22 protein-coding genes and 1 pseudogene are annotated in these 23,211 nt (G+C 59.5%); 15 read left to right on the forward strand and 8 right to left on the reverse strand.

The annotated features are described in order from the left end of the window. Positions 1-127: 127 nt before the first annotated feature. Positions 128-1,879 (forward strand): phosphoethanolamine transferase CptA, encoded by a 1,752-nt coding sequence (locus tag ACIP66_RS00320; RefSeq protein WP_400644266.1) that lies wholly within the window; start codon positions 128-130, stop codon positions 1,877-1,879. On the opposite strand, the gene ACIP66_RS00325 is transcribed toward ACIP66_RS00320, so the two are convergent. Next, positions 1,818-2,135 (reverse strand): hypothetical protein, encoded by a 318-nt coding sequence (locus tag ACIP66_RS00325; RefSeq protein WP_400644269.1) that lies wholly within the window; start codon positions 2,133-2,135, stop codon positions 1,818-1,820. The two genes, ACIP66_RS00320 and ACIP66_RS00325, sit on opposite strands and share 62 nt — an antisense overlap. Here ACIP66_RS00325 and ACIP66_RS00330 point away from each other — a divergent pair. Both ACIP66_RS00330 and ACIP66_RS00335 read left to right on the forward strand, forming a co-directional pair. Continuing rightward, positions 2,122-4,368 carry a TonB-dependent siderophore receptor gene (locus ACIP66_RS00330; protein ID WP_400644272.1) on the forward strand — a complete coding sequence of 749 codons (2,247 nt, stop codon included), beginning with the start codon at positions 2,122-2,124 and terminating at the stop codon, positions 4,366-4,368. The genes ACIP66_RS00325 and ACIP66_RS00330 overlap by 14 nt on opposite strands. A 282-nt stretch (positions 4,369-4,650) precedes the next feature. Beyond that, positions 4,651-4,860 carry a hypothetical protein gene (locus ACIP66_RS00335; protein WP_053119794.1) on the forward strand — a complete coding sequence of 70 codons (210 nt, stop codon included), beginning with the start codon at positions 4,651-4,653 and terminating at the stop codon, positions 4,858-4,860. A gap of 76 nt (positions 4,861-4,936) precedes the next feature. Here ACIP66_RS00335 and ACIP66_RS00340 read toward each other — a convergent pair whose 3' ends face one another. From ACIP66_RS00340 to zapE, 3 genes are all read right to left on the reverse strand, one after another. Then, positions 4,937-5,434: a GNAT family N-acetyltransferase gene (locus ACIP66_RS00340; RefSeq protein WP_400644276.1), complete on the reverse strand. Its 498-nt coding sequence runs from the start codon at positions 5,432-5,434 to the stop codon at positions 4,937-4,939. A 177-nt stretch (positions 5,435-5,611) separates the two neighbouring features. Then, a complete protein-coding gene (locus tag ACIP66_RS00345; RefSeq protein ID WP_400644278.1) occupies positions 5,612-6,193 on the reverse strand; it encodes a DinB family protein in 582 nt (193 codons plus the stop codon). A 17-nt stretch (positions 6,194-6,210) separates the two neighbouring features. Then, a complete protein-coding gene (gene zapE / locus ACIP66_RS00350; protein WP_400644281.1) occupies positions 6,211-7,329 on the reverse strand; it encodes a cell division protein ZapE in 1,119 nt (372 codons plus the stop codon). Between the two features lie 282 nt (positions 7,330-7,611). On the opposite strand from zapE, the pseudogene ACIP66_RS00355 reads away from it, so the two are divergent. Beyond that, positions 7,612-8,664, forward strand: a pseudogene (locus ACIP66_RS00355) (aldo/keto reductase). A gap of 127 nt (positions 8,665-8,791) precedes the next feature. Here the strand turns inward: ACIP66_RS00355 and speB are convergent. Further along, entirely contained in the window at positions 8,792-9,751 is a 960-nt protein-coding gene (gene speB / locus ACIP66_RS00360) for an agmatinase (protein ID WP_400644283.1), read from the reverse strand. A 22-nt stretch (positions 9,752-9,773) separates the two neighbouring features. Beyond that, the gene (locus ACIP66_RS00365; RefSeq protein ID WP_400644286.1) at positions 9,774-10,865 is read right to left on the reverse strand and encodes a polyamine ABC transporter substrate-binding protein; all 1,092 of its coding nucleotides are present in this window, start codon (positions 10,863-10,865) and stop codon (positions 9,774-9,776) included. Between the two features lie 99 nt (positions 10,866-10,964). Here ACIP66_RS00365 and ACIP66_RS00370 point away from each other — a divergent pair, with 99 nt between their 5' ends. The 9 genes from ACIP66_RS00370 to ACIP66_RS00410 all read left to right on the forward strand — a co-directional run bounded on the left by ACIP66_RS00370 (position 10,965) and on the right by ACIP66_RS00410 (position 20,161). Beyond that, on the forward strand, positions 10,965-11,864 hold the full coding sequence (locus ACIP66_RS00370) for a LysR family transcriptional regulator (protein WP_400644289.1): 900 nt from the start codon (positions 10,965-10,967) through the stop codon (positions 11,862-11,864). Between the two features lie 213 nt (positions 11,865-12,077). Continuing rightward, positions 12,078-13,544: a nucleobase:cation symporter-2 family protein gene (locus ACIP66_RS00375; protein ID WP_053119783.1), complete on the forward strand. Its 1,467-nt coding sequence runs from the start codon at positions 12,078-12,080 to the stop codon at positions 13,542-13,544. A gap of 67 nt (positions 13,545-13,611) precedes the next feature. Then, on the forward strand, positions 13,612-14,085 hold the full coding sequence (locus ACIP66_RS00380; protein WP_400644294.1) for an LEA type 2 family protein: 474 nt from the start codon (positions 13,612-13,614) through the stop codon (positions 14,083-14,085). A 53-nt stretch (positions 14,086-14,138) separates the two neighbouring features. Beyond that, positions 14,139-14,684, forward strand: a complete 546-nt coding sequence (locus ACIP66_RS00385; RefSeq protein WP_400644297.1) for a GNAT family N-acetyltransferase — start codon at positions 14,139-14,141, stop codon at positions 14,682-14,684. A gap of 10 nt (positions 14,685-14,694) precedes the next feature. After that, the gene (locus ACIP66_RS00390; RefSeq protein WP_400644300.1) at positions 14,695-15,213 is read left to right on the forward strand and encodes an AAA family ATPase; all 519 of its coding nucleotides are present in this window, start codon (positions 14,695-14,697) and stop codon (positions 15,211-15,213) included. A gap of 58 nt (positions 15,214-15,271) precedes the next feature. Continuing rightward, complete coding sequence (locus ACIP66_RS00395; protein ID WP_400644302.1) at positions 15,272-16,126, forward strand: NUDIX domain-containing protein; 855 nt, start codon at positions 15,272-15,274, stop codon at positions 16,124-16,126. Between the two features lie 214 nt (positions 16,127-16,340). After that, positions 16,341-17,549 (forward strand): chromate efflux transporter, encoded by a 1,209-nt coding sequence (gene chrA / locus ACIP66_RS00400; protein WP_400644305.1) that lies wholly within the window; start codon positions 16,341-16,343, stop codon positions 17,547-17,549. 106 nt (positions 17,550-17,655) lie between these two features. Further along, a complete protein-coding gene (gene msrA / locus ACIP66_RS00405) occupies positions 17,656-18,162 on the forward strand; it encodes a peptide-methionine (S)-S-oxide reductase MsrA (protein ID WP_159811385.1) in 507 nt (168 codons plus the stop codon). Positions 18,163-18,301: 139 nt separating this feature from the next. After that, the gene (locus ACIP66_RS00410) at positions 18,302-20,161 is read left to right on the forward strand and encodes an ABC transporter ATP-binding protein (protein WP_400644308.1); all 1,860 of its coding nucleotides are present in this window, start codon (positions 18,302-18,304) and stop codon (positions 20,159-20,161) included. A gap of 27 nt (positions 20,162-20,188) precedes the next feature. Here the strand turns inward: ACIP66_RS00410 and ACIP66_RS00415 are convergent, their stop codons facing one another. Continuing rightward, positions 20,189-20,374 (reverse strand): hypothetical protein, encoded by a 186-nt coding sequence (locus ACIP66_RS00415; RefSeq protein WP_053119766.1) that lies wholly within the window; start codon positions 20,372-20,374, stop codon positions 20,189-20,191. Between the two features lie 161 nt (positions 20,375-20,535). Here ACIP66_RS00415 and ACIP66_RS00420 point away from each other — a divergent pair, with 161 nt between their 5' ends. Further along, positions 20,536-20,976, forward strand: a complete 441-nt coding sequence (locus tag ACIP66_RS00420) for a TspO/MBR family protein (protein ID WP_400644312.1) — start codon at positions 20,536-20,538, stop codon at positions 20,974-20,976. Then, a complete protein-coding gene (locus ACIP66_RS00425) occupies positions 20,976-22,010 on the forward strand; it encodes an alpha/beta hydrolase (protein ID WP_400644314.1) in 1,035 nt (344 codons plus the stop codon). Before ACIP66_RS00420 ends, ACIP66_RS00425 begins: the two co-directional genes overlap by 1 nt. A gap of 40 nt (positions 22,011-22,050) precedes the next feature. On the opposite strand, the gene ACIP66_RS00430 is transcribed toward ACIP66_RS00425, so the two are convergent. Beyond that, complete coding sequence (locus ACIP66_RS00430) at positions 22,051-23,151, reverse strand: polyamine ABC transporter substrate-binding protein (RefSeq protein WP_159811389.1); 1,101 nt, start codon at positions 23,149-23,151, stop codon at positions 22,051-22,053. Between the last annotated feature and the right edge of the window lie 60 nt (positions 23,152-23,211).

A 23,211-nucleotide genomic window follows, 5' to 3' on the forward strand; every position in this document is an offset into this window, starting at 1 on the left:
ACATTGCCTTGCCCATACTCCGGCGCATTCTGGCCGGGCGTTCGCGTTCGGCCTCCGTTCGTCGGTTTCATGCTCTCGTTTCATGAAGCGTTCCGGCGGTGGTTGTGAAACAGAGCTGGAGTGCTGAATGGCATTGTTCAAACGCAGCAAAACGACTGCGACAGGTTTTGACTGGGCCGGTTTTCTCTGGCTGTTCGTTTTCTTCTGGTACTTCTCGGGTATTACCCAGCTGCTGATCCAGTTGACCGGCACTTCAGGCTTCACCGGTTTCCGTCAGGCGTTTGTGATGAGCGCCATCTGGCTGGCGCCGATGCTGCTGTTCCCCAAGCGCACGAAACTGATTGCCGCCGTGATCGGCGTGGTGCTGTGGGCCTGCTCGATGGCCAGCCTCGGTTACTTTTTCATCTATCAGCAAGAATTCTCGCAAAGCGTCATCTTCATCATGTTCGAGTCGAACATTTCTGAAGCGGGCGAGTACATGACCCAGTACTTTGCCTGGTGGATGGTGCCGGCGTTCCTTGCTCACACCTTGTTCGCCTACTTCCTGTGGACGCGTCTGCGCCCGGTGTACATGCCGCGTGGCCGTGCCTACGTGGCTGCCGCCGCGATCGTGATTGCAGTGGCTGGCTACCCGCTGATCAAGCAAACCATGCGCACCGGCAGCTTCACTGAAGGCTTCGAGAAGTTCGAAACCCGCATCGAGCCGGCCGTGCCGTGGCAGATGGCGGTGGCCTATCACCGCTACGTCAACACCCTGGCCGACATGCAGGACATGCTGCACAGCGCGAGCAAGATTCCGCCGCTGAAAAACCTGCAAGACGCGTCGGCCAATCAGCCAGCGACCCTGGTGCTGGTGATCGGCGAATCGACCAACCGTCAGCGCATGAGCCTCTACGGCTACCCGCGCAAGACCACGCCGGAACTGGACAAGCTCAAAGATCAGCTCGCGGTGTTCGACAACGTCATCACCCCACGTCCTTACACCATCGAAGCCTTGCAGCAAGTGCTGACCTTCGCTGATGAAGAGAATCCGGATCTGTACCTGTCGACGCCGTCGCTGGTCAGCATGATGAAACAGGCCGGTTATAAGACCTTCTGGATCACCAACCAGCAGACCATGACCAAGCGCAACACCATGCTCACGACCTTTTCCGAACAGGCCGACGAGCAGGTGTACCTGAACAACAACCGCAACCAGAACGCCGCGCAGTACGACGGCGACGTGATCGAGCCGTTCAACAAGGCCCTGACCGATCCGGCACCGCGCAAGTTGATCGTCGTGCATTTGCTCGGCACGCACATGAGCTACCAGTACCGTTATCCACCGAGCTTCGACAAGTTCCAGGATCGCACCGGCGTACCGGCCGGCGTGCGTGACGATCAGGTGCCGACCTACAACAGCTACGACAACGCCGTGTTGTACAACGACTTCGTGGTGTCGAGCCTGATCAAGGACTACGCCAAGTCCGATCCGAACGGCTTTTTGCTGTACCTCTCCGACCACGGTGAAGACGTGTTCGACTCGGTCGGCCACACCACGCTGGGCCGTAACGAGAACAAACCGACAGCGCCGATGTACACCATTCCGTTCATGGCGTGGGCATCGCCAAAGTGGCGTGAAAACCATGACTGGAACTTCGCCGCTGATCTAGATCGGCCGTACAGCAGTTCGCACCTGATTCACACCTGGGCGGATCTGGCCGGCTTGAGTTCCGATGAACTGGATCGCAGCAAGAGCCTGGTCAGTGACAGCTTCAAGCCGCGCCCGTTGTTGATCGGCAACCCGTATGAGAAGCAGCAACGTGCCTTGATCGACTTCAGCCTGATGAAGCCGAAAAAACCTGCAGAGGCACCACCCGAAGTGGCGCAACAGCATTAACGAAAAGGGGCCAAAAAGGCCCCTTTTTCATGCCCACCATTCCCCTGTAGGAGCTGCCGAAGGCTGCGATCTTTTGGTTTTTTTTAAAAGACAAGATCAAAAGATCGCAGCCTTCGGCAGCTCCTACAGGGTTTTGAAACATCTTCAAATAACAATATTTCTTGTTTGTTACTAAATCGCATCCGCCCTCTTCGTCTTTGAACCAAAGGATATTTCCCCTCGAAGACAAGGAGTCGGCTGCGATGTTCGCGCCCATCACCCGTTCCATGACCCTCACCCTCGGCCTCTGCGGTGCTGTACTGAGCCCTGACTTGCTGGCCGAAACAGACGTTGAAAAACAGCCAGAGCCTGCCTCTACAGCGCTCGAACTGGCGTCGACCAACGTTACCGCCCAAGGTTTGGGCACCACCACCGAAAACACCGATGCCTACACCACCGGCGCCATGAGTACCGCGACCCGGCTGAACCTGTCGATCAAGGAAACCCCGCAATCTGTGTCCGTGGTCACCCGTCAGCAAATGGACGATTTCAAACTCGGTACCTTGTCCGAAGCCATGAGCCAGACCACGGGTATCGTCGTGCAGCACAACGATTCGGATCGGGTCGGTTATTCGTCGCGCGGCTACTCGATCAACAATTTCCAGATCGACGGGATGCTCAACACCTTCGACCGGATGAAGACCGATGCCGACACCATTATCTACGACCGCATCGAAGTGGTACGCGGCGCTACCGGCCTGACCACGGGCGCTGGCGACCCTTCGGCGACGATCAACATGGTACGCAAACGCCCGACGGCTCAATTGCAGGCGCTGGCCGGGGTCAGCGGCGGCAGTTATGACGATTACTACAGCTACGTCGACGTTGGCGGCCCGCTGGCCTTCGATGGTCGTTTGCGCGGGCGCACGGTGCTGGCGTATCGCGACAGCCAGTCGTTCCGCGACAGTTACGCCCTGCAACGTGAAGTCGGCTACGGCATTCTCGAGGCGGATCTGACTGACTCCACCGTGTTGGCAGTGGGTTATGACTATCAGGACAAACAGGTTCAGGGCACCTCCTGGGGCACGCTGCCGTACTGGAATGCCGATGGCACCAAGGCCGGGCTCGGTCGTTCGACCAACATGGCGACGTCATGGAGTTCGTGGCCACTGCGCGATAAAACCGCGTTCGCCACGCTGGATCAGCAACTGGCCGGTGGCTGGCACCTGAAAGCCGCCTATACCCACCGCGACAGCGATGTCGACGGCAAGGTTTATTACGGCGGCACCGGGTTCCCGGAAGCCGATCGCAGCGGCATGTACGCCTACCGGGGCCATATGCTCGGCAACCAGAAAATGAATGTGTACGACTTCAATCTGTCCGGCCCGTACAGCCTGCTCGGCCGTGAGCACGAAATGATGCTCGGTTACGGCGAGGCGAATCACCGTTCGTATTCCCCGTCCATCGTCGCGGGTGCGGTGCCAGAGGGTTATGACAGCATTCTTGACTGGAAATACATGGGCGATATCGCCAAGTTCTCCGACACCGTTACCGGCCGCACCGGCTCGCGCAGCAGCACCCGCCAGAAGGCCGGCTACATCGCCACGCGCCTGAGCCTGACCGATGAACTGCACGCGGTGATCGGCAGCCGCTATGGCAGTTGGGAAGGCAAAAAGGACGATCGTTACTATGACGAGAACCTGCAACTGACCAGTGTCGACAGCACCACTCAGCGCCAGAACGACATCTGGACGCCGTACGCCGGTCTGCTCTACGACCTGACGCCGGAATACACCGTCTACGCCAGTTACACCGATATTTTCAAACCGCAGAGTTACCGCGACAGCAGCCGCAACTACCTGGATCCGGTGGTGGGCAGTAACTACGAAGTCGGTCTCAAGGGCAGTCTGCTGGAAGAACGCCTCAACGTCGCGACAGCGGTGTTCTGGAGCAAGCAGGACAACGTGGCCGAACTCGACGATTCGGTACCACCGGATCCGGCTAGCGGCGAAGAGTTTTATAAGTCTGGCGGCAAGGGCAACAAGGTCAACGGTTTCGAAGCGGAAGTGTCTGGCGAAGTGATGACGGGCTGGAACATGACGGCCGGTTACACCTATACCCACTCGGTTAACGGCGACAAACAGCGCACCAATACCAGTTCGCCGTTGAACATGCTGCGCGTATCGACGGCGTACCGATTGCCGGGTGATTGGCAGGCACTAACGGTGGGCGGTGCGGTGAATTGGCAGAGTGCGATGTTCGACTACGCTGATCGACCGGTCGGGCGTGAGGCGAATGGTGATTTCATTACAGAGAACACCAAGATTCATCAAGGTGCTTACACCGTGGTCAAGTTGATGTCGCGTTATCAATTCGATGAGCACGTGTCGGCGTCGCTGAACGTCGACAACCTGTTTGACGAGAAGTATTACGACAATGTCGGCTTCTACAACGGCGTGTTCTGGGGTGATCCGCGCACGGTGACGCTGAGTCTGGACTGGAAGCTTTAGTCTTAACGACACAAAACCAGTGGTGGGAGAAATACTGTGGTGAGGGGGGTTATCTGTGGTGAGGGGATTTATCCCCGATGGCCTGCGCAGCAGGCCCCCTTCTCTTTCAGATCAAAAGAGGGGCCGCTGCGCGCCCCATCGGGGATAAATCCCCTCGCCACAGATAAATCCCCTCGCCACAAGTATTAGGGTGTTAACCCCGAGTTAATTCCTGAAGAACACACTCGCTTTCGAGTTCTGCTTCATGGACGAACGGCTCCGACTTGTTCAGTAGGAGGCACCATGAAAACCACGACTGTAATGCTTGCCGGGCTGCTAGCCCTTGGCTCTGCCAGCGCTTTTGCCGAAGGGGGCGCCGAACGCATGCGCTACTACTTCAACAACTTTCCCGTTCACCACGCGCAAAGCGAACAGGTGAGCGACGCCAAGACCAAAGAACTGCGGGTTCCCGACGACCAGACGGCCCAAGTGACCGAGTCTTATCGCAACTGAATCACCGATGGACCTGCGTGGACTGTGCTCCGGTCACCGCAGATGACAGTTGGGCGCCCTGTTGGGGCGCCTTTTTTTATGCCTGCAAATCCTTGATCCAGAACAGCATGCGGCCGTGCTCCGGGTTAAACATCCCCGGGGCAAAACCGAATTTGCGGTAAGAGCCCTGGGCGATAGCGTTGCCTTCGAGCACTTCAAGGGTGATCTTGCAGCAGCCACGCTGGCGGGCGATGTCCTCGACCTTGCGCAGCATCTTCTGGCTTAAGCCGAGACCGCGAAACTTGTTCACCACCGCCACATCGTGAACGTTGACCAGCGGTCGGCAGGCGAACGTCGAAAAGCCTTCAAAGCAGTTCACCAAACCGGCCGGCTCACCGCCAACGAACGCCAGCACGCTGAACGCATGCGGTCGCCGGGCCAGCTCTTCCGGCAGGCGTTGCAGCAGCTCGGGGGCAATCGGATGACCGCCGCCCATGGGATCTTCTGCATAGTTGTTGAGTACCACGCCGATGGCCTCGGCATGTAGTGGATTGGTGTAACTGGCCTGAAGTACAAGAATTTCTGCGGAATCCATTTCCATCCCCAAACACACAACCCCGGCGCGCAAAGTGCGCACTGATAGGCTGCCTGACCTTAGCGCGAGCACGGTGTTGTCGACAAGATCAAAAGATCGCAGCCTTCGGCAGCTCCTACATTGATCCCATTCCCCTGTAGGAGCTGCCGAAGGCTGCGATATTTTGCTTTCGAAAAATCAATGCCCCCAAATCAGCTCTTCCGTCCAGCCGAGTTCGGCGAAGTCTTCAGCCCGCAACCTGGCCTCTCCCGCGCAGAAAAACTCGTCCAGTTGCGGCGGCTTCACCGAGGTATCAGTGAGCATTGCGTGCACCTGCCCACGATGATGAATCTGATGTTCAAACAGATGCGAAAGCATGCGCAAACGGCTGTCATGTTGCGGCGTGTCGCGGGCGATGGTGACGATTCGGCCCAGATCGGCATCGCGCATCTGCTCGCAATAGGCGATCAGCCGACGATCCACATGCGCCTGCTCCTCGCGCAGGGACGCAGCCTCGATAAACGGCTCGTCCTGATTGAAAAACACGTAACAATCCGGGTGCGGCTCGGCCCCGCGCAACTCGCGTTCCAGCGCGTCGACATAGAACCAGTCGCAAGTGAGGATGTGATTGAGGGTCAGGCGGATACTGGGGAAAAAACTGATGCGCGGCGCGGCGAGATCCGTGTCATCGAGCTGCGCCCAGGCCTTGGCCAGACGATGGTTGGCCCAGGCATTTTGATAGGCCATGGTCAGCAAATGATGGGACAGCGGCTGGGTCATGTTGGCGCCCTCTTCACTCACGCTTCGGCAAAGCGCTGCAATTGCATCTCCTGCAAACGGCTGAGGGTGCGACGGAACGGGAATTCCAGATAACCCTCGGTGTACAGCGCATCCATTGGCACTTGCGCCTCAATGTACAGCGGCACCTTGCGGTCGTAGCACTCGTCGACCAGGGCGATGAAGCGCCGTACACCGTCGTCATGCACCGACAACTGCGGCAACTCGCGATCCCCCGCCGCCACGCGCTCGGCGTTGTCCTCGGTGCCACGGGCAATACGCCCTTCGCGTTTCTGCGCGCTGAGGTTGGGCACCTCGCTCAACAGAATAGACTGATAGGCATCACACAGCGCGATGAAATCCATGGCGGCGAACGGTTGCTCGCAGAGATCGGCGTAGCGACACCAGAGCACCGTCGCACTGGCCTGCACCACGTTCAGCACGCGGTGGCCGACGGCAACGGGTTCGGCGCTGGCGGGTTGCCCGGCGTTCAGCGTTTGAAACACTTCGTCCAGCGCGCTGCCCTGCTCCGGCGTGGCGACGAAGTAACGCTGCAGCCCGGTGCCGGGGTGCAGACGATGGTCTTCGGCGCCGTTCACCGGCACCACCTGCATGTGCGCCTTGATCGAAGCGATTGCCGGCGTGAAGCGATCACGGTTGAAGCCATCGGCGTACAGATCATCCGGCGGCAGATTGGACGTGCAAACCACCACCACGCCTTCGTCGAACATCACCTGAAACAGCCGACCGAGAATGATCGCGTCACCAATGTCGTTGACGAACAGTTCGTCGAAACACAGCACCCGCACTTCGGTTGCCAGTTCTTTGGCCAGAACGCGTAACGGATCGGCCACGCCAGTCAACTGGAACGAACGCTGATGCACCCAGCCCATGAAGTGATGGAAATGTTGCCGCCGCGCCGGCACCCGCAGGCTCTGATAAAACTGATCCATCAGCCACGTTTTGCCCCGCCCGACCGGGCCCCACAAATAAACGCCAGTGACCGAACGGGCCCCGGCGTGCAGAGCTTCGTGGCATTTTTGCAACGCCCAGACGGCGTGCTCCTGAGCTTCATCCTGGATGAAGCCCTTGTGCTCGATGGCGTGTTGCCAGGCGCTGAGGGGGGAGTCGAAAGTCATGCGCGGGAGTATGCCACGACCGCCTTAAAAACGGACTCATCGCCGTTACCCAACCAGGCTTGAGAGCACCGCAAAACCCTGTAGGAGCCGAGCTTGCTCGCGAAGGCGGCGTATCAGTCGACGCATGAATTGACTGATCCACCGCCTTCGCGAGCAAGCTCGGCTCCTACAAATACGAGGGTACCGTTCAGCGGAGTGTGTCTTGACAGTGGAATATTACCAGCATCATATTGGCGCCATATTTCAACCGTAATCTTACTGAATCGGATCGGGAGCATTGCCATGCACTACAAGGTTTTTGGCCGTAAAACCGGCTTGCGCGTATCGGAACTGGCGCTGGGCGCCGGCAACTTCGGCACCGGTTGGGGGCATGGCGCAGAACGTGACGAAGCCAAACGCATGTTCGACGGATACCTCGAGGCCGGCGGTAATTTCATCGACACCGCCAATGGTTATCAGGGTGGGCAATCGGAGTCGATGCTCAGTGAGTTCATCGCCCCGGAACGCGATCGACTGGTCATCGCCACCAAATACAGCATGGGCACCACGCCGGCGGCCGGTATTTCCCACACCGGCAACAGCCGCAAAAACATGGTGCGCGCCGTCGAAGAAAGCCTGAAGCGCTTGAAGACCGATCACATTGATCTGTTCTGGGCGCACATCAGCGATGGCGTGACGCCGATGGAAGAGATCCTGCGCGGCTTCGACGATCTGGTGCGCGCCGGCAAGATTCACTACGCCGGTTTGTCGAACTTCCCGGCCTGACGCATCGCTCGCGCCGACGTGCTGGCAGAGGTGCGCGGGTTCGCGCCGATTGCTGCGATTCAAGTCGAGTACAGCCTCGCCGAACGCACCGCCGAACGGGAGTTACTGCCGATGGCCGAAGCCCTCGGACTGGCCGCAACACTCTGGTCGCCATTGGGCGGCGGCTTCCTCACCGGCAAGTATCGCGGCAACGATGACAACAACCGCGCGGCCAAACTCGGCATGCTGGTGCATGCGGAAAAAAGCGCGCGGGAAACGGCTTTGCTCGACACCTTGCTTGCGGTTGCCAGTGAGGTCGGCGTTAGCCCCACTCACGTCGCGATTGCCTGGCTGCGCGAAAAAGCCAAGCGCTCGACCACGGCGCTGATCCCGATTCTGGGTTCGCGTACCCGTGAACAACTGGATGCGACGTTGGGTGCGCTTGCGGTGCAACTGAGCGATGAACAACTGGCGCGGCTGGAGGGTGTGAGTAGCGTGCCGGCGGGCGTGCCGTTCGAGACGATTGCCAGTTCAGCACCCCGCTACACCGGGCCGGAGACGCTGGATCGGCCGATCATCCCAGTGGCCTGACACCCTCAACGCCACACACCCTTGTAGGAGCAGAGCTTGCTCGCGAAGGCGGTGGTTCAGTCAACTCATGCATCGACTGATACGCCGCTTTCGCGAGCAAGCTCTGCTCCTACACAGGCAATTGCGGTTATAGGTCGACTTTGTGTTTGGCGGCGTAGAGGCAAAGCATTTCCATGGCCAATGTGGCGGCGGCCAGTGAAGTGACTTCGGCGTGGTCGTAGGCCGGGGCCACTTCGACGACGTCCATGCCCACCAGATTGATCCCGCGCAAACCGCCAAGAATCTCCAGCGCCTGCACCGTGCTCAAACCGCCGCACACCGGCGTACCCGTGCCAGGCGCAAATGCCGGGTCGAGGCAGTCGATGTCGAACGTCAAATACACCGGGTTATCGCCCACCCTTGCGCGGATCGCTTCGACAATCGCCTCGCAACCGCGCCGATGCACTTGCCGCGCATCAAGCACCTGAAAACCCATGTTGTCGTCATTGGTGGTGCGCAAACCGATCTGCACCGAACGCGCCGGATCCACCAGACCTTCCTTCACGGCGTGCCAGAACATGGTGCCGTGATCGACGCGTTTGCCCTCCTCGTCCGGCCAGGTGTCGCTGTGCGCATCGAAGTGGATCAGCGACAGCGTGCCGTGCTTACGCGCATGGGCTTTAAGCAGCGGATAGCTGACGAAATGGTCGCCGCCGAAAGTGAGCATGGCCGCACCGGATTCAAGAATCTGCTCGGCGTGGGCCTCGATGCTTTCCGGGATGCTGTGCGGCGAGCCGTAATCGAAATCGCAGTCACCGTAATCGACCACTGCCAGATGATCGAACGGGTCGAACGTCCATGGCCAGTGGCGTTCCCAGGCAATCCCGGTCGACGCCGCACGAATCCCGCGCGGCCCGAAACGTGCGCCCGGGCGGTTGCTGGTGGCGGTGTCGAACGGCACACCGCTGACCGCCACATCAACACCGCGCAGGTCACGGCTGTAACGCCGGCGCATGAAACTGGTGATACCGGCGTAAGTGCTTTCGGCAGAGGTGCCATACAGGCTGTCGCGCGTCAGGGCTTGGTCGTTGAGCATCGGCACGTCCATCGGAGTGCTCCTTTTTTTATCGTTACTGGTGGCTACGGAAAGTGGTCCACAGACGCGTGCGCTGACGCATGTCCTTGAGGCTCATGCTGCGGTCGGCGTAAAGCAGCTCGCGCACATTGGCCGGCGGATAGATGTCCGGATCGTTGCGCACCGCTTCATCCACCAGCGGCGTCGCAGCCTGGTTGGCGGTGGCGAAAAACAGCGTGTTGGTCAGCTCGGCGACCGAGTCAGGCCGCAACATGAATTCGATGAACGCCCGCGCAGCTTCAGGGTGTGGCGCGTCTTTGGGGATGGCCAGGTTGTCTTGCCAGATCAACGTGCCCTCCTTGGGAATGCGGTAAGCGACTTCGAACGGCTTGTTGGCCCTGTGCGCCTGATCCGCCGCCATGCTCGCGTCACCGTTGTAGGTCAGCGCGAGACAGACCGTGCCGTTGGCCAGATCGCTGATCTGCCGACCCGTGGCGACGTAGAGCACGGACGGTTGCAGTTTTTGCAGCAGCGCTTCGGCGGCGGACAGATCAGTTTTGTCGGTGCTGTACGGATCTTTGCCGAGGTAATGCAGAGCGAGGCCGATGACTTCCTGCGGTGAATCAAGAATCGCGATGCCGCAGTCTTTGAGCTTGCTGGCGTACTCCGGTTTGAACAGTAGATCGAGGCTATTCAGCGGCACGTCCGGCAAGCGTTTTTTCACCGCTTCGACGTTCATGCCCAATCCGAGCGTGCCCCAGGTGTAAGGCACGGCGTAACGATTGCCGGGGTCGACGGCCGCCAGTTTCGTCAACAAATCCGCATCGAGGTTGGCGTAACCCTTGAGCCCTTCGTGAGGAATTTCCTTCAGCGCCCCCGCGGCTAATCCACGGGCCAGCACGCTGGACGACGGCACCACCACGTCATAACCGCTGCCGCCGGTGAGCAGTTTGGTCTCGAGCACTTCGGAGGTATCGAACGTGTCGTAACGCACGTGAATACCTGTTTCCTGCTCGAAGCGTTGCAGCGTCTGCGGCGGCACGTAATCGGCCCAACTGTAGAGGTTGAGCGTCTTGTCCTCGGCTTGAGCCATGCTGACAACGGTAAACAGCAACACGGGGAAACACAGCTTGAACATGGGAGCCATGACGCACACCTGACCGAGGGAAGTGGTTGCAGCGTGCGCTGTCGTATACATTAGAAAAATACCTGAATAGTTATCCTGACTTTATTGCGGAGTAATGTGATGCTCGGTCAGCTCCACGATGTCGATTTGCAGCTGTTGCGCCTGTTTGTCAGCGTGGTCGAGTGTGGCGGTTTCAGTGCGGCGCAGGGTGAGTTGGGGCTCAGCCAGTCGAGCATCAGCCAGCAAATGGCCAAGCTCGAAACCCGCCTCGGCTATCGTCTGTGCAGCCGTGGCAAGGGTGGTTTCGGCGTGACGCCCAAGGGCGAGCAACTGCTGATCGCCGCGCGCACGCTGTTTGAATCCATTGAAACCTTTCGCCATCAATCCAACGGCGTCGCCGGGCGTTTGATCGGTGAGGTGCGGCTGGGTATTTCTGAAGCCGTTGATCAATCGGTGCTGCAACGGGTGGCGCAAGCGATTCGGCGCTTTCGCGAGCGTGATGAATCGGTGCGCATCGAAGTGATCAGTGCGATGCCCGGCGAGATGGAGCGCTTGTTGTTGCGGCAGCGGCTGGATCTGGCGATCGGTTATTTTTCGCAGGTGCAAAGTGCGTTCGACTATCACGAGTTGTTCAGCGAAACCCAGCATTTGTATTGCGCGGCGGGGCATCCGCTGTTCACCGATGATGCGCCCAGCGATGCGGCGCTGGCGGCGTGCGATCGGGTCGATCATCCGTACCGGTTTCTGCGCAGTGACGAGCCGTTTCAGGGCAAGGTGTGTTCGGCGCGATCTGAGCAGGTTGAAGGCACATTGGCGTTTATTTTGTCGGGCAAGCATGTGGGGTATTTGCCGGATCACTACGCGCGGGGTTTGCAGGACAAGGGTTTATTGCGACCGGTGCGTGAAGGTGAGTTGAGTTTCGATGTGGCGTTTCACCTGGCGCGGCACCGGGCGCAAGTACCGGGGGATGCGCAGAAAGCCTTCGAAGAAGACTTATTGGCTGCCTTCAACCCCCTGTAGGAGCTGCCGAAGGCTGCGATCTTTTGACTTTGCCATTCAAGATCAAAAGATCGCAGCCTCGTTTCACTCGACAGCTCCTACAGGGATTTGGCTACAACACCCAATAAAACCTGACCTTTCAGGCAATTTTTGCTCGTTGCCCTCGCCGCGCTCTTGCGGCATCCTGCGCCTCCATTTTCTGACCCGGCCCCGCCTCGCGGCGCATAAATCACCATGACCGCCTCTGAAAAAGCCCCGCGCAACAACGACTTGATCTACGGTCTCAACGACCGTCCGCACCTCACCGCCACCGTGTTCGCCGCGCTGCAACACGTGCTGGCGAGCTTCGTCGGCATCATCACGCCGACGCTGATCATGGGCGGCGCCCTCGGTCTGCAAAGCGAAATTCCCTACCTGATCAGCATGGCGCTGTTCGTCTCCGGCCTCGGCACGTTCGTCCAGGCCAAGCGTTTCGGCCCGGTCGGTTCCGGATTGTTGTGCCTGCAAGGCACCAGTTTCTCGTTTATCAGCGTGATTCTCAGTGCCGGTTTCATGGTCAAGGCGCGCGGCGGCGGCACCGATGAAATCCTCTCGACGATCTTCGGCGTGTGCTTCTTCGCCGCGTTCATCGAGGTCGCGCTCAGCCAGTTCATCGGCAAATTGCGCATGTTGATCACCCCGGTGGTCACCGGCACCATCATCACCTTGATGGGCCTGTCGTTGATCAAAGTGGCGATGACCGACATTGCCGGCGGTTTCGGCGCGGCGGATCTGGGCGCGTCCAGCCATCTGTTTCTGGCCGCACTGGTGATCGGCACCATCGTCGTGTTGAACCGCGTTGACGTGCCGTTCCTGCGCCTCGGCGCGATCGTTATCGGCCTGACCCTCGGTTACTTCGTTGCATGGCTGATGGGCACCGTCGACTTCGCTTCGATGCCAGAAGTGCCGCTGGTCAGCGTGCCGGTGCCGTTCAAGTACGGTTTCAATTTCGACTGGGTCGCGTTCGTGCCGATCGCGGTGATTTTCCTGGTGTCGCCGCTCGAAGCTGCAGGCGACTTGACCGCCAACTCGATGATCTCGCGCCAACCGGTCAAAGGCCCGCTGTACATCCGCCGGATCAAGTCCGGCCTGCTCGCCGATGGCCTCAACTCGGCCATGGCGGCGGTGTTCAACAGCATGCCGATGGTGACCTTCGCGCAGAACAACGGCGTGATCCAGCTCACCGGTGTGGCAAGTCGTTATGTCGCCTTCTTTATCGCTGGTCTGCTGGTACTGCTCGGACTGTTCCCGATGATCGGTGCGGTGCTGCAACTGATGCCGAAACCGGTGCTCGGCGGCGCTGAGCTGGTGATGTTCGGCACCGTCGCGGTGGCCGGGATCAAGATCCTCGCCGAAGCCGGCCTGCACCGTCGCAACATGCTCATCGTGGCGATTTCCCTCGGCATGGGCCTGGGCATCGCTGCTGTACCAGAGGTGCTGCGCGAACTGCCGCAAGCGCTGCGCAACATCTTCGAATCGCCAATCACCGTCGGTGCGTTGTGCGCTATCGTGCTGAACGTCTTCCTGCCGGAAGAATTCATCGAGCTGGAAGAAGACGATTTCGACCCGGAAGCTTCTATTCTTCAGGTCATGGAAAACCCGGACATGCCGTCCAAAGCTGAACCTGGCCAACCGGCGGCTGTCGCACAGTTGAACCGCTGACGTCCGGCCTTTAACAGAAAGGGCTGCACCGGCAACGGTTCAGCCCTTTTTTGTTGAGAGACCGTTTATGCGCCGCGTCCACGCCGTCATTCTGTCGTTACTGTTGCTGTCCCTCAGTGCCTGCGCGCTGTTTCCCAACCGAGATCCGGTAAACATCAACGTGGTCGGCCTCGAACCGTTGCCGAGCCAGGATCTGGAAGTGCGCTTCGCGATCAAGATCCGCGTGCAGAACCCCAACGAAACCGCCATCGACTACAACGGCATCGCCCTCGATCTGGAAGTCAACGGCCATTCGCTGGCCTCGGGCGTGAGCGATCAGAGCGGCACGATTCCGCGCTTCTCCGAAACCATCGTCAGCGTGCCGGTGAGCATTTCCGCGTTCTCGGTACTGCGCCAAACCCTCGGCCTCAGTCAGACGCAAACCCTCGACAATCTGCCGTACGTGCTGCGCGGCAAACTCGCCGGCGGCTTGTTCGGCACCATGCGTTTTGTCGACAGCGGCAAGCTGAGTTTGCCAAAAGCCACTGCCGCGACCTGGTAAAGATGGGTTAGCCTTGGGCGTTCATTGGAAATGCTCAAGGAGGCGGCACGATTATGGAAGAGATACCGACGTTGTACACCGAACGGCTGATCCTGCGCCCGCTGGAACTGGCCGACGCTGATGCCGTGCAGCAGCGATTTGCGCACTGGGAAGTGGTGCGTTACCTGAACGCCCTCGTCCCTTGGCCCTACCCCGCCGACGGCGCCCTCACCTACCTGCGCGACATTGCACTGCCGGCGATGGCCGCTGGCAAGGAGTGGCATTGGTCGCTGCGGCTGAAATCGGCACCTGAACAATTGATCGGCAACATCAGCCTGATGGATGAGCAGGACAACAACCGTGGGCTCTGGCTCGCGCCGGCATGGCACGGTCAAGGCCTGATGACCGAAGCCTGCGCCGCCGTCACCGATTATTGGTTCGAAACCCTTGATCGCCCGATCCTGCGGGTGCCGAAAGCAGCGCCTAATATCGCCTCGCGCCGGCTCTCCGAACGCAGCGGCATGCGCCTGATTGGCAGCGATGAAGGTAACTTCGTCAGCGGCCGCTGGCCCCGGGATCTTTGGGAAATCAGCCGCGAAGAATGGCTGAGTCAACGCTGAGGAGCTCCCCATGCTTATTGTGTTCAGCGGTTTGCCCGGCACCGGCAAAACGACCCTCGCCAAATCTGTCGCGACGCGGTTAAAAGCCACGTACCTGAGGATTGATACGATTGAACAAGCTATCCGTAACGCCGATGTTCTCGCAGGCGATGTCGGCCGCAGTGGTTATTTTGTTGCGCTTGAACTGGCGCTGGGCAATCTTCGACCGGGTCACACTGTCATCGTCGACTGCGTCAATCCTGTGGCTGAAAGCAGACAAGCGTGGGCCGATGTTGCCGCCCGTGCTAACGCTGCGCTGCTGAATATCGAAGTGATCTGCTCAGACCTGCAAGAGCACCGTCGGCGCGTTGAACAGCGGCAGTCAGATGTTCCGGGGTTGATCCCACCCTCGTGGCAATCGGTGCTTGATCATGACTATGAACCCTGGTCGCCGGCACCGCTCACGGTTGATACGGCGCAACTGAGCATCGATCAAGCCGTCGAACTCATCTTGCTCAACGGGGCTGTGCAAGGTGTGTCTCCCGATTAGCGAAGTTCGTGCAGACGTGTGGTATTAATTCATAAATTTCCAGCAAGGCTGCTTGTTCATGAATCACCGCAATGTGCGCATCGTCGCCCAGCATCTGCTCTCGGACAACTGGTACATCCTGAAGAAAATCGATTTCGAACTGCAACGCCGTGACGGCAGTTGGCAGGCACTCACCCGCGAGGTCTACGATCGCGGCAATGGTGCCACGATCGGTCTCTATAATTTGGCTAAGCGCACCGTCATTCTCATCCGTCAGTTCCGCATCCCGACGTTCGTCAACGGCCATGACGGCTACCTGATCGAAACCGCTGCCGGTTTGCTGGATGACGCCAGCCCTGAAGAGCGCGTGCGCCTTGAAGCCGAAGAAGAAACCGGCTATCGCGTGCAATCGGTGCGCAAGGTCTACGAAGCGTTCATGAGCCCCGGCTCGGTGACTGAACGCCTGCATTTTTTTGTCGGTGAGTATCAGCCGCAGGATCGCATCAGCGATGGCGGTGGTCTGGCCGAGGAAGGCGAAGACATCGAGGTACTGGAGTTGCCGTTTGCCGAAGCACTGGCGATGGTTGATGACGGGCGGATTATGGATGGCAAGACCATCATGCTTTTGCAGTACCTCAAGCAAGTGATGCCGACGTCGCTGGCACGGACGATTGTGGTGTGTGGTTCAGATGATCGGGTAGCGCTGGCCACTGGTAGCAAGTTGCTGCAGGCCGGGCATTTTCCGTTGGTGGCGTCGACAGGCTTGGGTGGCGAGGTTTATCGCAACTATGCGAAGACGCTGTTGCAGCGCTGCGATGGGGTTTTGCATGTTGGTGGTACCTCCGGGAGCGCCGATCTGATCGAAGAACTGGCTGTGCAACTGGGGCTGCCGATTTATCGCGCCCTCGACGAGATACTGGTTGGTAAACGGTAGGTTTGGGGTGGCGCGGCCGGCCTCTTCGCGAGCAAGCTCGCTCCCACAGGGATTCTGCGTCAAACGCGGATTTTGAGCCGACACAGAACCCATGTGGGAGCGGACTTGCTCGCGAAGGGGCCCGCCCGTTCATCCTCACAACATCTGAAAACGCTCCACTCAAGGAAGACACCATTGAAAAAAGCTCTGGGCACCCTGCTGAGTAACCGTATTAATGGCCCAACCCTTTAACGAAACGCGCAGCAGTGCCTGGTCGGTGTTTGTAATCTTCTTGCGCCTCGGCTTGACCTCATTCGGGGGCCCCATCGCGCATTTGGGTTACTTCCACCATGAGTTCGTCACAAAACGACACTGGCTGAGCGAACGCAGTTATGCCGATCTGGTAGCGCTCTGCCAGTTTCTGCCCGGACCGGCCAGCAGTCAGGTGGGCATCGCATTGGGCATGTCCCGCGCTGGCTATCGCGGAGCGCTGGCGGCGTGGGCCGGCTTCACGTTGCCGTCGGCCGCTCTACTGATTTTGTTCGCCTTGGGTGTTTCCCGTTACGGCGATGCGCTTGGGCCCGGCGCCCTTCACGGCCTCAAAGTGGTCGCTGTCGCGGTCGTTGCCCAAGCCGTCTGGGGCATGGCGAAAAACCTCTGCACTGATCTCACGCGCATCGCTCTCATGGTTATTGCTGCGTGTGGCGCCCTGCTTGAACCGTCTGCGTGGGGACAGGTCAGCGTGATCGTCATTGCCGGACTTGCCGGTGTGATGCTGTGCAAACCCGGGCCAAGCGATGCGCACGATTTACTGCCAATTCCGATCAGCCGCAAGTCCGGCGCAATCTGGCTGTCGCTGTTTTTTGCACTGCTGCTGGGCCTGCCACTGTTAGCCGGACTGACCGCTGACAGAAGCGTGGCAATGATCGACGCCTTCTACCGCACAGGCTCTCTGGTATTCGGCGGCGGGCATGTGGTTTTGCCGCTACTGCAAGCCGAGGTGGTGCCGCCCGGCTGGGTCAGTAATGAAACCTTTCTTGCCGGTTATGGGGCTGCTCAGGCGGTTCCAGGCCCATTGTTTACGTTCGCAGCGTTTCTGGGAGCGTCGATGAACCAGACACCTTCCGGCTGGACAGGCGGCCTGCTTTGCTTGCTGGCGATCTTCGCCCCGTCCTTTTTATTGATCGCGGGGGTTTTGCCTTTTTGGGAGCGCTTGCGACGCAGCGTGCGCACGCGGGCTGCGCTTGCCGGGATCAATGCGGCCGTGGTCGGCTTGCTGTTGACGGCGCTGTACGACCCCGTCTGGACGAACGCCATTTTCACGCTTGAAGACTTCGGGCTAGCGCTGGCAGCCCTGATCGCGTTGATGTTTTGGCGGCTTCCCGCGTGGCTGGTCGTGATCGGCAGCGGTGTTGTCGGTGGGATGATGAACACCGCTTTGTGAGCGCCGTCGAAAGACCGGAAAACTAATCCGTGCCTTTTTCCTTGGAATCCGCCAACCCGCCCTCATAACTACCCAGACACCAATGCCCTCAAGAGGAAGCACTGACATGACCACTCAAACCGAAACTGCCCTTCTCGCCGGCGGCTGCTTCTGGGGCATGCAGGATCTGCTGCGGCGTTATCCGGGCGTGTTGCAAACGCGGGTCGGTTACACCGGCGGCGACGTGCCGAACGCCACTTACCGCAATCACGGCAACCACGCCGAAGCCATCGAGATCGTCTTCGATCCGGCGGTGATCAGCTATCGGCAGATTCTTGAATTCTTCTTCCAGATCCACGACCCAAGCACGCCGAACCGTCAGGGTAACGACCTCGGCCCGAGCTATCGTTCGGCGATCTATTACCTCAGCGAAGCACAACGCGACACTGCCGAAGACACCGCGGCCGACGTCGACGCATCTAAACTGTGGCCGGGCCGCGTCGTTACTGAAATCGAACCGGCGGGGCCATTCTGGGAGGCGGAACCTGAGCATCAGGATTACCTCGAACGTATCCCGAATGGCTACACCTGCCACTTCATCCGGCCGAACTGGAAACTGCCAAAGCGCGCCTGAGGGTCAGCGCAACGGGCATCTCCATTAGGCGCCACACTGCGTCGGGGTCGAAATCAGTCATCGGTAAATGACGGCTTCCGACCCTGATGCAGTCTTAAAGTGGCAAAATCGCCGCATATTTATCGTTTCGGAAACCACCATGCTTCGCGCTTTTGAAAAAAGACTCGACCCCTTCCCCCCAGACGAAGTACCGCCACCACCCGCAGGTCTGGCGCGGTTCCTTTGGGCCTGCACTCGCGGCGCGCGCGGCTATATCCTGCTGTTCGCGCTGCTCAGTGCCGGGGTATCGATCTACGAAGCGTGGCTTTTTTCGTTCCTCGGTCAGGTCGTCGATCTGCTCTCGACCTGGAAGGCTGGTGGCGAAGCCGGTGCGCAGGAAACCCGCGTGTTGTGGGGCATGGGCATCGTCATGGTGGCGAGCATCGGCCTGGTCGCGCTGCGCACGATGGTGCAGCACCAGATTCTGGCGATCAATTTGCCGCTGCGCCTGCGTTGGGATTTCCACCGGCTGATGCTGCGGCAGAGCCTTTCGTTCTTTTCCGATGAGTTCTCCGGCCGGGTCACCACCAAGGTGATGCAGACCGCGTTGGCCGTGCGTGACGTGCTGTTCACCCTGATCGAAATTCTTCCCGGCATCGGCGTGTATTTCATCGCGATCATCGCGCTGGCCGGCGGGTTTGCATTGAAACTGATGCTGCCGTTCGTTGGCTGGATCGCGTTGTTTGGCCTGGCCATGGTCTATTTCGTCCCGCGTCTGGGCAAAGTCGGCCAGGAACAGGCACATGCACGCTCGTCGATGACCGGCCGTATTTCCGATGCCTACACCAACATCACCACGGTAAAACTGTTCTCCCACTCCAACCGTGAAGCGCACTTCGCGCGCGCGGCGATGGAAGATTTCAAACAGACCGGTTTTCGTCAGATGCGCCTGGTCAGCCAGTTCGAGATCGTCAACCAGGCATTGGTCGTCGGCCTGATCATGAGCGCCGGCGGCTATGCGCTGTGGTTGTGGCACTTGGGCGAAATCGGCACCGGTGCCGTGGCGGCGATCATCGCCATGGCCTTGCGCATCAACGGCATGTCGCACTGGATCATGTGGCAGATGACCGCGTTGTTCGAAAGCATCGGCACCGTGCAGGACGGCATGGCCACTTTCACGCGCAGCCCGAAAGTGCAGGATGCGCCGGACGCGAAGGGTTTGGTCACCTCCGGCGGCGCGGTCACGTTCGACAACGTCAGCTTCAACTACAACGGCGAACGCCAAGTGCTCGATGGCCTGAGCCTAAACATTCGTCCGGGCGAAAAAATCGGTCTGGTCGGTCGCTCCGGCGCCGGTAAATCCACGCTGATCAACTTGCTGCTGCGCTTCTATGATGTCGACAAAGGCCAGATCCGCATTGATGGCCAAGACATCGCGCACGTCACCCAGGACAGCCTGCGCAGCGCCATCGGCATGGTCACGCAAGACACATCCCTGCTGCACCGCTCGATTCGCGACAACATCGCCTATGGCCGCCCCGATGCCACCGACGCGCAAGTGCGCACTGCCGCCGCCAACGCGCAGGCCGATGAGTTCATCAGTCAACTGAGCGATCGCCAGGGTCACAGCGGCTACGACACCTTGGTCGGTGAGCGCGGCATCAAGCTGTCTGGCGGCCAGCGTCAACGCGTGGCGATTGCCCGCGTGATGCTCAAAAACGCGCCGATCCTGCTCCTCGACGAAGCCACCAGCGCGCTGGACTCGGAAGTCGAAGTGGCCATTCAGGAAAGCCTCGACAAAATGATGGAAGGCAAAACCGTCATCGCCATTGCCCACCGACTGTCGACCATTGCGGCGATGGATCGACTGATCGTCATGGACGACGGGCGCATCATCGAACAAGGCACCCACACCGAACTGCTGGCCAAAAACGGCATCTATGCGCGGCTTTGGCACCATCAGAGCGGCGGGTTCCTCGGTGAGGATCAAGGGATTGCCGAGGCGATGGATCAGGACTAAGCGTGAATGGCCCGTAGCCGACAAACGCTACGGGCCACTGTAATGAATGAGCAACGCGATAAACGCCACGAATGGCGCGATCAGAATCACCCCGCCCACCGCCACCGCCCAGCCCCACGCAAATCCACTCTCGCCCTTGAAGCGGCCACCGCTGAGCAATCTCAGCACAAACACGCCGATGCGGTGAGCTATCAAATCCAGGATGAAGTCCATTTTATCCTCGCCAAAATTCGCTGCTGCGCTGAGCGTAGCTGACCCGCCAGTGCTTGAACCGCAGACAATTCCAAACTTTTCGCCGCGCCAGGCGTCTTCTCTCTAACACGGCCAACTCGGCCCTCCTCCCCTAACCAGCTGATCACAGCTAAGGACTGGCGATGACTCTGTTCATTTTTCTTCTGGCCTGCGCGGCGGCGGCAACCACCGGCGTGATTTTCAAACCGGGCGAATGGTATGCGTCGCTGAACAAACCGCGTTTCACCCCGCCCAACTGGGCATTTCCGCTGGCCTGGACGGTGATTTATCTGTTGCTGGCCTGGGCCGGTTATCGCTTGACGCTGATTCCTGGCAGTCAGGTGGTTTTGGCGTTGTGGGCGGCGCAGATTGCCTTGAATACGCTGTGGACGCCGGTGTTCTTCGGCGCGCATCAAGTGTTGGCCGCGATGGTGATTCTGGCGTTGCTGTGGCTGGTGGTGGCGGCAATGGTGGTGATGGCGTTGCGGCTGGATGTGATCACTGGGTTGATCCTGTTTCCGTACCTCGTGTGGTTGTGCGTGGCGGCGGCGCTGAATTTCTCCATTCTGCGTAATAACCGTTGATGGGCGGGTTCAGGTCGACGCGGAAAGCACCGTGGCCGCAGGGCGAGCGGGAGTTGGCGGAGGTGCGCGCCTTCAATAAAAAACTCGCCTGGTTGCCGCGTTTTCGCATTCGTAATCGATTCACGCCGCGGCTGATTCAGGCGTTGTTGCGGGTCAGTCAGGTGGGTGGCGGCGCGAAGCAATTGCGTCAGCACGGCCTGACGGCTGAGCGAAGAATGATTAGCAGTGGCAGCGGCGCGGTGCCGGTTCGGATCATCCGCCCCAAAGGCCAGCCGAAAGGTGTGGTGCTGGATTTTCATGGCGGCGGTTGGGTCATCGGCAACGCGCAGATGAACGACAACTTCAACATCGCCATGGTCAACACCTGCGACGTCGCGGTGGTGTCGGTCGATTATCGTCTGGCCGTGTCGACGCCGATTGAAGGCCTGCTCGAGGATTGTCTAAACGCCGCGCGCTGGTTGCTCAATGAGGACGAGTTTGCCGACCTGCCGGTTATCGTCGTCGGCGAATCGGCGGGCGGTCATCTGGCGGCAGCGACTTTGCTGGCACTGAAACAGTCACCGCCATTGCTGCAACGAATCTGCGGGGCGCTGTTGTACTACGGCGTTTACGACCTGACGGGAACGCCGAGTGTGCGCAATGCGCGGGCAGATACGCTGGTGCTGGACGGGCCGGGGATGGTTGAAGCGCTGCGCATGCTGACGCCGGACATGACCGATGAACAACGGCGTCAGCCGCCACTTTCACCGCTCTATGGCGATTTCAGCGGCATGCCGCCGGCGTTGCTGTTTGCCGGTGAACTGGATCCTCTGCGTGACGACACGCTCGACATCGCTGAACGCTGGATCAAATCGGCGCCGGTCGAGGTGTACCTGCTGCCATCCTCGCCGCACGGTTTCATTCACTTTCCGACAGCGTTTGCGCAGAGTGTGCTGGCGTACAGTCGTGAGTGGATCACGGCGCGGATCGCGGACAGCGCCGCCAATGTAGAGGGCATCGCCAACCATCCCGCGACTCAAAGGACAACACAGTAACGGTGGTGAGGGAGTCTGCTCCCTCACCACATGACGAGCCTTAAGTGCCGCTTTTAACTTTGCTCCACACCCGCGTACGCACCCGTTCAATCTTCAGCGGCAATGGCTGCGAAGGAAAAAGCGTCGCCAGTGTCGCGGCCGGCGGATAGATGTCCGGATTGTTCCGCAGGTTCTCATTGACGAAGGCCAGCGCCGTTTTGTTGCCATTCGGATAGCTCAGGTAGTTCGTGCTTTTCGCGATGACCTCGGGGCGCAGCATGTAATTGATGAATTGCATGCCCTGCTCCGGGTGAGGCGCGTCTTTGAGCAGGACGAGGTTTTCAATCCACACCGACGAGCCTTCGCGCGGAATGCGATAGGCCAGTTGTCGGCCATTCTTCGCCCGCTCGGCGCTGGTTTTCGCGTCGTACACGCCGCCCGACCAGGCGACCACCGCGCAGATGTTGCCGTTGGCCAGATCGGTGATGAAGCGTGACGAGTCGAAATAGGTGATGTACGGGCGGATCTTCAGCAGCAGCGCTTCGGCTTTTTCGTAGTCGGCGGGGTTGGTGCTGTCCGGCGGCAGGCCGAGGTAGTGCAAGGTGATCGGGATGATCTCGCTCGGCGAGTCGAGCATCGCCACGCCGCACTGGCTGAGCTTCTTGATGTTTTCTTCCTTGAAGATCAGATCCCAGGAATCCGCTGGCGTCTCGTCGCCGAAGATTTTCTTTACCTGATCGACGTCATAACCAATCCCCGTGGTGCCCCACAGATACGGGATCGAGTAGCGGTTGCCGGGATCGTTTTGCGCGACTTTGGCGAGAATGTCCGGATCAAGGTTCGTGCGATTGCTCAACTGGCTGTTGTCGAGTTCCTTCAAGACGCCGGCCTTGATCAGGTTGGGCAACGCGCTGTTGGTCACCACAGCGACGTCGTAGCCGCTGCGGCCGACCATCAATTTGCTCTGCATGACGTCGGCGCTGTCGAAGGTGTCGAGCAGCATCGGTGTGCCGGTTTCTTTCTCGAAGTCTTTTGGCGCTTCCGGCGCGATAAAGTCGTACCAGTTGTAGAAGTTCACCGTGGGGCCCTGCGCCGAACTGACGGCCGCCACCAAGCCGCAAACGGTGAACACGCCAAGGTGCAGCAAACGCTTGAGTTTCATAGGAGCTCCTGGGGAATCGGCCAGCGCTTGGCCGTTCGCCGCGACATTGTTGTTATGGAT

This window comes from Pseudomonas sp. NPDC088429 (genome assembly GCF_044753305.1).
Taxonomy (GTDB): Bacteria; Pseudomonadota; Gammaproteobacteria; order Pseudomonadales; family Pseudomonadaceae; genus Aquipseudomonas; species Aquipseudomonas rustica.

Bases quoted from the DNA above. Each gene is read 5' to 3' on its own strand.
- ACIP66_RS00320 (WP_400644266.1), top strand. From the start codon at position 128: ATGGCATTGTTCAAACGCAGCAAAACGACTGCGACAGGTTTTGACTGG.
- ACIP66_RS00330 (WP_400644272.1), top strand. From the start codon at position 2,122: ATGTTCGCGCCCATCACCCGTTCCATGACCCTCACCCTCGGCCTCTGC.
- ACIP66_RS00325 (WP_400644269.1), bottom strand. From the start codon at position 2,135: ATGGGCGCGAACATCGCAGCCGACTCCTTGTCTTCGAGGGGAAATATC.
- ACIP66_RS00335 (WP_053119794.1), top strand. From the start codon at position 4,651: ATGAAAACCACGACTGTAATGCTTGCCGGGCTGCTAGCCCTTGGCTCT.
- ACIP66_RS00340 (WP_400644276.1), bottom strand. From the start codon at position 5,434: ATGGATTCCGCAGAAATTCTTGTACTTCAGGCCAGTTACACCAATCCA.
- ACIP66_RS00345 (WP_400644278.1), bottom strand. From the start codon at position 6,193: ATGACCCAGCCGCTGTCCCATCATTTGCTGACCATGGCCTATCAAAAT.
- zapE (WP_400644281.1), bottom strand. From the start codon at position 7,329: ATGACTTTCGACTCCCCCCTCAGCGCCTGGCAACACGCCATCGAGCAC.
- speB (WP_400644283.1), bottom strand. From the start codon at position 9,751: ATGGACGTGCCGATGCTCAACGACCAAGCCCTGACGCGCGACAGCCTG.
- ACIP66_RS00365 (WP_400644286.1), bottom strand. From the start codon at position 10,865: ATGGCTCCCATGTTCAAGCTGTGTTTCCCCGTGTTGCTGTTTACCGTT.
- ACIP66_RS00370 (WP_400644289.1), top strand. From the start codon at position 10,965: ATGCTCGGTCAGCTCCACGATGTCGATTTGCAGCTGTTGCGCCTGTTT.
- ACIP66_RS00375 (WP_053119783.1), top strand. From the start codon at position 12,078: ATGACCGCCTCTGAAAAAGCCCCGCGCAACAACGACTTGATCTACGGT.
- ACIP66_RS00380 (WP_400644294.1), top strand. From the start codon at position 13,612: ATGCGCCGCGTCCACGCCGTCATTCTGTCGTTACTGTTGCTGTCCCTC.
- ACIP66_RS00385 (WP_400644297.1), top strand. From the start codon at position 14,139: ATGGAAGAGATACCGACGTTGTACACCGAACGGCTGATCCTGCGCCCG.
- ACIP66_RS00390 (WP_400644300.1), top strand. From the start codon at position 14,695: ATGCTTATTGTGTTCAGCGGTTTGCCCGGCACCGGCAAAACGACCCTC.
- ACIP66_RS00395 (WP_400644302.1), top strand. From the start codon at position 15,272: ATGAATCACCGCAATGTGCGCATCGTCGCCCAGCATCTGCTCTCGGAC.
- chrA (WP_400644305.1), top strand. From the start codon at position 16,341: ATGGCCCAACCCTTTAACGAAACGCGCAGCAGTGCCTGGTCGGTGTTT.
- msrA (WP_159811385.1), top strand. From the start codon at position 17,656: ATGACCACTCAAACCGAAACTGCCCTTCTCGCCGGCGGCTGCTTCTGG.
- ACIP66_RS00410 (WP_400644308.1), top strand. From the start codon at position 18,302: ATGCTTCGCGCTTTTGAAAAAAGACTCGACCCCTTCCCCCCAGACGAA.
- ACIP66_RS00415 (WP_053119766.1), bottom strand. From the start codon at position 20,374: ATGGACTTCATCCTGGATTTGATAGCTCACCGCATCGGCGTGTTTGTG.
- ACIP66_RS00420 (WP_400644312.1), top strand. From the start codon at position 20,536: ATGACTCTGTTCATTTTTCTTCTGGCCTGCGCGGCGGCGGCAACCACC.
- ACIP66_RS00425 (WP_400644314.1), top strand. From the start codon at position 20,976: ATGGGCGGGTTCAGGTCGACGCGGAAAGCACCGTGGCCGCAGGGCGAG.
- ACIP66_RS00430 (WP_159811389.1), bottom strand. From the start codon at position 23,151: ATGAAACTCAAGCGTTTGCTGCACCTTGGCGTGTTCACCGTTTGCGGC.